This window comes from Syntrophorhabdus sp. (genome assembly GCA_012719415.1).
Classification (GTDB): domain Bacteria; phylum Desulfobacterota; class Syntrophorhabdia; order Syntrophorhabdales; family Syntrophorhabdaceae; genus Delta-02.
The window spans coordinates 1-6388 of record JAAYAK010000070.1 but is presented as its reverse complement, the minus strand read 5'-3'; the positions used below and the strand labels follow the sequence as shown (position 1 = coordinate 6388).

Genomic DNA, 6388 nt, shown 5'->3' with positions numbered 1-6388 from the left:
TATATAAGAGCCTATAACCTGCTTTTAGAAAATACAAGAAAGGAGGCGAATATGGCGGGTAGTGTTTACAAGATCATCGAGATCGTGGGAACAAGTGAGAAATCTTGGGAGGACGCCGCTAAGAACGCCCTTGAGACTGCGGGAAAATCCCTCGAGGACCTGCGTGTCGCCGAGGTCATCAAGCAGGATGTCACGCTGGAGAACGGAAAGGTGAGCCAGTACAGGGTCAGGCTCAACATTTCCTTCAAGTACCACAGCGAGTAGTCAAGGGGAAGGGGTGATGTAGAAGAAGGGAACCTCCCAAGAGGTCCCCTTCTTTTTTTGCCAGAGAACTGTCTTCTAGTACATGCCGTCCATGCCGCCCATTCCTCCCGGGGGCATCATGGGCATCTGGGCGCCCTTGTCTTTCGGTTTTTCGGCGATCATGCAGTCGGTGGTAAGAAGCAGCGACGCAACCGAAGCCGCATTCTGAAGGGCCGTGCGGGTGACCTTGGTCGGGTCGATGATGCCGGCTTCCATCATGTCGTCCACATACTCTTCCTTCGCGGCGTCGAAGCCGAAATTGCCGGTCCCGTTCTTTACCTTCTCAATGATTATCGAGCCATCATGACCGGCGTTGGTCGCGATCCATCTCAGCGGGTCCTCGAGGGCCTTCTTGACGATGTTGACGCCGAACTGCTTTTCGCCGTCGAGTTTGAGCTCGTCGAGCTTGGCAATGGCCCTGATAAAGGACACGCCGCCGCCCGGCACGATGCCTTCCTCAACGGCTGCCTTGGTGGCATTGAGGGCGTCCTCGACGCGGGCCTTCTTCTCCTTCATTTCCGATTCCGTGGCCGCGCCCACGTTGATGACGGCAACGCCGCCGACGAGTTTCGCGAGCCTTTCCTGGAGTTTTTCCCTGTCGTAATCGGATGTGGTCTCTTCGATCTGGGTGCGGATCTGTTTGACCCGTCCCTCGATATCCTTCTTGTCGCCGGCGCCGTCCACGATCGTCGTGTTGTCCTTGTCGATGACGACCCTCTTCGCCTGGCCGAGGTCCTTGAGGCCTATGCTCTCGAGCTTGATGCCCAGCTCTTCGGAGATCATCTGCCCGCCGGTGAGGATGGCGATATCTTCGAGCATCGCCTTTCTCCTGTCACCGAAGCCGGGTGCCTTGACGGCGGCTATCTTCAGGGTTCCTCTGAGCTTGTTGACGACGAGTGTCGCCAGCGCCTCGCCTTCAACGTCTTCGCAGACGATGAGGAGGGCCTTGCCCATCTTCGCGACCTGCTCGAGTATCGGGAGGAGGTCTTTCATGTTGCTGATCTTCTTCTCGTTGATGAGGATGAAGGGCTCGTCGAGAATGGCTTCCATCTTCTCCGGGTTCGTTACGAAATAGGGCGAGATGTAGCCCTTGTCGAACTGCATGCCTTCGACGATGTCGAGGGTCGTTTCCATGCTCTTCGCTTCCTCGACGGTGATGACGCCTTCCTTGCCGACCTTGCTCATCGCCTCGGCGATGATGTTGCCGATGGTGTCATCATTGTTGGCGGAGATGGTGCCGACCTGGGCGATCTCCTTCTGGTCCTTTGTCGGCTTGGAGAGCTTCTTCAGCTCGCCGACGATGACCTCCACCGCCTTCTCGATGCCCCGTTTCAGTTCCATGGGGTTGTGGCCTGCCGCTACGAGCTTGGCTCCTTCGCGGTAGATCGACTGGGCGAGGACCGTGGCCGTCGTGGTGCCGTCGCCGGCGACATCGCTCGTCTTGCTGGCGACTTCCTTCACCATCTGCGCGCCCATGTTCTCGAACCTGTCCTCAACCTCAACCTCTTTGGCGACCGTCACGCCGTCCTTGGTTACCGTGGGAGAACCGAAGGTCTTCTCGAGAATAACGTTTCTGCCTTTAGGTCCAAGAGTCACCCTGACGGCGTCAGCCAGCGTGTTCACGCCTCTCAGGAGTGCCTCCCTTACATTCTGATCATACTTGATTTCCTTAGCCATCCTTTGATCCCTCCTTCCTTATTAATCTTCTACGATCGCAAGAACATCATCTTCCCTGAGAATGAGATGCTCTTCGCCGTCGACCTTGATTTCCGTGCCGGAGTATTTGCCGAAAAGGATCTTGTCCCCCGGTTTCACGGTCAACGGTGCCTTCTGGCCGCTTTCCAGGGTCTTTCCGTCGCCCACCGCAACCACCTTGCCTTCCTGGGGTTTTTCCTTGGCAGCGTCAGGAATGATTATGCCGCCCTTCGTCCTTTCCTCTTCCTCGATTCTCTTGACAAGAATTCTGTCCTGTAATGGTTTCACCTTCATTGTTTCACACTCCTTTCTGTGGTTGTTAAGTTAGCAATTGCGAAAATCGATTGCCAAAAACAATATAAGGACGGTCGGAAGTTTTTGTCAATACCGGGGGTTAAATTTTTAGCAACAAATTTACCCCTTCCCGGTACCACCTGCTGAACAGTTCGTTTTCCATCCGGTTGGTTTCGGGGTCGGAAATGATGGAGGTGAAGACCTTTTCCTTGTCGATGACGGTCTCGTACTCGCGCTCGGCCTGGGAGGCGAGGCGGTCGACCATGGCGCCGAGGATCTCCTCCTTGCTGCCCGCGCACGCCCACAGGGCCCACCAGCGGTCATAGGCCCCGCGGACCTTCTTTCTGCTTTCGTCATAATAGCTGGCGAATGAAGGAAGCCATTCTTTTATCGTGTCCTTCGATTCGAAAAAGGTCTCTTCCACGAAGGGGAAACGCTCGAGGACATCCATCTCCACGCGGATCTTCCTGATGAAACCTTCTATGATGTCTTCGGCGCCGTGTTTTTTCTTGTAGACTTTCGACTTGAGGTTGTTCCACACCTCGATGACGGGATAGATCTCCATGTTCTTTTCGGAGTAGTTGACCGTTTCGATATTATCGATCGTGTGTTTGCGCGTATCGGGGATGCCGTACATGAGAAGCCCGAGGAGGTCCGAGACGATGTGGTAGAGCAGCGACCTGTTCCTCGGACGCTTGGCGGGGAACATGAAGCAGATGAACTCGTTGAGTTCCAGGGCCTCCACGAGGTGGTCCTTCTTCGGTTCGTTGTGCATGTACTTTATGGCGTCGATGGCCAGTGTGATCGTGGCCATGGACCTGAAGTCCTCGTCGTCCTTGATGAGTTCCCAGACATCCAGGATATGCCTGCGGGGGAGCACTATAGACCTTCCTTTCTAAGCTCTTCGAGGAGAGCCTTTTGCCTGTCTGTAAGCTTCTTCGGGATATCGATGATGACCTCCACGTATTCGTCGCCGCCCTGATCGGGGACACCAAGGCCTTTCAGACGGACCCTGGAATGGCTTTTTACACCGGCAGGGATGGTGACCCTTTTCGGCCCGTCGATGGAGGGGACCTCGACGACGGTCCCCAGAAGCGCGTCAGTCACCTTGACCTCCCTGGTCACGTACAGGTCGTTGCCCGTTCGTTTGAAGACGGGATGTTCCGCCACCTTCATGGTTATATAGAGGTCACCACGTTGCCCCGAACGCCCCTGGTTGCCCTTGCCCTTCAACCTCAGCTTTTTCCCGCTCGTGATCCCTTTCGGTATCTTGACGTTCACCTCTTCCGTACCCGTCGCCGTGGCCAGCGAGATCCGTTTTTCCGCCCCATGTATGGCGTCCATGAAGGGTATCTCCAGTTCGTAGTGGAGGTCGAGGTCCTGTGCTGTCTGCGTGCCTTGCTGCTGCCTCGTGATGTAATCGTTGAAGTCCCACGCCTGCTGCCGCCTCTGCTGCTTTGCCCCCCTGCCTGCCTGCCTGCCGAAGATCATGCTGAAGATGTCTCCCCCGCCGAAGCCGAGGTCCTTGAAGAGGTCTCCCACGTTGAAACCCCTGAAGATGTCCTCTTCGCTGTAGCGCTGCTGGAAGCCCCCCATGCCGAAGGCATCGAACTGCTTGCGTTTTTCCGGGTCGCTCAGCACCGCGTAGGCCTCGTTGATGAGCTTGAACTTTTCTTCCGCCTCCTTGTTTCCCGGGTTGCGGTCGGGATGGTACTTCAGGGCCAGTTTCCTGTACGCCTTCTTTATCTCGTCTTCGGAAGCCGTTTTGGAGACGCCGAGCAATTCGTAGTAATCCTGCTTTCCTGCCATACGGTTCGTCACCTCACGTGAGCTATGTATGTCCCGGTGTCGCTGCCGACTGCCCGGGCGACCGCGGTACATTTCACCTTCATTATATATACCACCTGACGTTCTCCGTCAAATTCGCTGATGGTCTCGAAATTCCCCATGCCCTTCGCGATGACGGGGCCTTCTTTCTTCCAGAGCCTTTCGATCTCGCCCGCGATGTCCTCCCTCGGCAGACCCACGTTGCCCTTTCCCGTAGATATGATGCGGGGGTGCAGATCGTGAAGTCCAAGGCGCCGGACGTCCTCCATGGAAAGGTCGTTCTGCGCCGGACGTTCCCTGACCGTGTAGAGCACCTTCCTGCCGCCTCTCTCGAGAAAGCGCAGGAGGGGAAGATCGAAGACGAAGTCCCCGATGTTGTCGCCGAGCATCAGTATTTCGCCGCTCTCTGTGGAGACCGCGGCCGCCGCCCGGTCCACGTCGCCCTCAAGGGCAGGGATATCGCCTGTGAATGTCCCGCCGGTGAAGTAGTCCGTGGAGTTTCCGAGGGCGGACAGACGCAAAAGGTCTTCCAGACAGTCGTCAATGTTTCCGCGAAGGCCCTTGAGGGCCGCCAGAGCCTCCCTGTATTCTCTGTGTTTCAGAGTGGCATAGGGGTCCCAGACGCCGGTCCTTCGCCTGATGTGTGCCAGGATCCTGCCGGCTATCCACGGAGGCGTCGCGTCTGCGTCAAAGAGGTCTTCAAGAAGCGACAGTGACGAGTCGAGGACCCCGGGGTCATTCCCGGAAAGGGCCGTCGTCTTCCTGGCCAGTCCTTCCAGGCATGCGCGACAGGGTTCCTGAACTTTCATGACAGACAATAGGATATAATCAAACGCCATGCATTTCAACGTCAAAGGAGGGCCATGGCGTTTCCGAAATAAACGCTTTCATTCTTTTTCGCATTTGTTATAATGGGTGCAGGGGCATAGGGGTGGTTCCAGACCATACGGATTGAGACTGATCCTCACGTTCGCCGCTCGAGTTCTTTTCCTCGTCACCTGTCATCTTCTTCCGGCACGATCTGTTTTTCAGGGGGATTCCCCCCCCGCACAAAGGGTGACAGATGGCAGACAATCGGCGCACGAGCGTCTACGTTGATTATCACATTCTCGACCTCATCGCGAGGCCCCGGGTGAGCGACGAAGCCCTGCTTCCCGAGTGGAACGCGGGCAGGTCGATCTGGGACCGCTACACGCGAGAGGCAGTGTCTCTTGTCACCTCGGTGGACGAGATGGAACTCGATTTCGTGGTCCAGATGAACCGCGGCGGCCTGTGCGTCACCGATACCTTTCAGATCACCGATAATATCGACACCTTCGAGCGCTGGGAAGGGGCGGACCACACAGACACGGAACACTGGCGGGCCATCGTGCATCTCTATGACCAGCTCGACGTCATAAGCGGGCATGATGACCTTGTCGGAGAGCATGCCCATCCACACTATTGCGAACAGCTGAGCCGTGTCCTGAAGGAAGAGCCCGCCGGGGACATGGGGAGATCGCCCTCGTTCGATGAGGAGACGGCGATACTCAGGGACTGCGCGGCGGCGTTGCATGACGTCTATGACATGCAACTCTGGGCGGACCTCAAGCATATCCAATACGGCCTCAACTGGAAGGTCCTTGAGTCCGTCTTGCCGAGATATTCCCACAGCACCGCACTGAGCGGCGAGGACGCGGCGCTGAACAAGAACCTTCTCGGCCTTCTCAACCGGCTCGTCAGCATCGGGAAGAAGAGCTGCCCCCGGCTGCCCATGCAGGACCGGCATATCGATTTCGTTCTCGATATCGTGAGAAAGAAGTACTGCCAGGAGGACATCGACCGCAGCATCTCGCACATAGCCCAGTGCCTCCGGAACGGTATCGACTGCTACCTCACGATGGATGGTGAACTGGCGGAGAGATTCACCGAAAGCAAACAGAACCTCCAGCTCGCCCTGGGAGCATCCATCCACCTCGAGGTCCTGCGCCCGACGGAACTGGAGAAAAGACTGGGGTAAAGAAGGTTCAAGGGTTCAAGGGTTCAAGAGTTCAAGAGTAAAAGACAAAAAGGGCAGCGGTGCCTTCGGCCGGTGTGCCCTGGTCGGCAATTGTGTTGACAAACGGCCTCCCTCGCGGTTCTTCCCTTGAACCCTTGAACCCTTGAACCCTTTTTTTATTTCCACTCATCCGTCTGTGGTTGGGGGAGCTGGTAGGATTTCAGCGTTTCTATGTACCTGTAGAAGCCCTCGGGGTCCTCCTTTTCGAGCTTTTCGATCTCGGGGCGTATC

7 protein-coding genes are annotated in these 6388 nt (G+C 56.5%); 2 read left to right on the top strand and 5 right to left on the bottom strand.

The features are described 5' to 3' along the window. Positions 1–51 precede the first annotated feature (51 nt). Positions 52–264 carry a dodecin domain-containing protein gene (locus GXX82_04295; protein NLT22248.1) on the top strand — a complete coding sequence of 71 codons (213 nt, stop codon included), beginning with the start codon at positions 52–54 and terminating at the stop codon, positions 262–264. Between the two features lie 75 nt (positions 265–339). On the opposite strand, the gene groL is transcribed toward GXX82_04295, so the two are convergent. The 5 genes from groL to GXX82_04270 form a co-directional block, all read right to left on the bottom strand. Continuing rightward, entirely contained in the window at positions 340–1980 is a 1641-nt protein-coding gene (gene groL, locus GXX82_04290; protein NLT22247.1) for a chaperonin GroEL, read from the bottom strand. 21 nt (positions 1981–2001) lie between these two features. Then, complete coding sequence (locus tag GXX82_04285; protein NLT22246.1) at positions 2002–2292, bottom strand: co-chaperone GroES; 291 nt, start codon at positions 2290–2292, stop codon at positions 2002–2004. Between the two features lie 100 nt (positions 2293–2392). Beyond that, a complete protein-coding gene (locus tag GXX82_04280; GenBank protein NLT22245.1) occupies positions 2393–3172 on the bottom strand; it encodes a hypothetical protein in 780 nt (259 codons plus the stop codon). Continuing rightward, complete coding sequence (locus tag GXX82_04275) at positions 3172–4101, bottom strand: DnaJ domain-containing protein (protein NLT22244.1); 930 nt, start codon at positions 4099–4101, stop codon at positions 3172–3174. Before GXX82_04275 ends, GXX82_04280 begins: the two co-directional genes overlap by 1 nt. Before the next feature lie 8 nt (positions 4102–4109). Beyond that, on the bottom strand, positions 4110–4928 hold the full coding sequence (locus tag GXX82_04270; GenBank protein ID NLT22243.1) for a DUF89 family protein: 819 nt from the start codon (positions 4926–4928) through the stop codon (positions 4110–4112). A gap of 254 nt (positions 4929–5182) precedes the next feature. On the opposite strand from GXX82_04270, the gene GXX82_04265 reads away from it, so the two are divergent. Continuing rightward, on the top strand, positions 5183–6118 hold the full coding sequence (locus GXX82_04265; GenBank protein NLT22242.1) for a hypothetical protein: 936 nt from the start codon (positions 5183–5185) through the stop codon (positions 6116–6118). The last annotated feature ends 270 nt before the right edge of the window (positions 6119–6388 follow it).

What these genes read in the sequence shown, in the direction of transcription:
- GXX82_04265 (NLT22242.1), top strand. Translation starts at nt 5,183, where the DNA reads ATGGCAGACAATCGGCGCACGAGCGTCTACGTTGATTATCACATTCTC.
- GXX82_04295 (NLT22248.1), top strand. Translation starts at nt 52, where the DNA reads ATGGCGGGTAGTGTTTACAAGATCATCGAGATCGTGGGAACAAGTGAG.
- GXX82_04275 (NLT22244.1), bottom strand. Translation starts at nt 4,101, where the DNA reads ATGGCAGGAAAGCAGGATTACTACGAATTGCTCGGCGTCTCCAAAACG.
- groL (NLT22247.1), bottom strand. Translation starts at nt 1,980, where the DNA reads ATGGCTAAGGAAATCAAGTATGATCAGAATGTAAGGGAGGCACTCCTG.
- GXX82_04285 (NLT22246.1), bottom strand. Translation starts at nt 2,292, where the DNA reads ATGAAGGTGAAACCATTACAGGACAGAATTCTTGTCAAGAGAATCGAG.
- GXX82_04270 (NLT22243.1), bottom strand. Translation starts at nt 4,928, where the DNA reads ATGAAAGTTCAGGAACCCTGTCGCGCATGCCTGGAAGGACTGGCCAGG.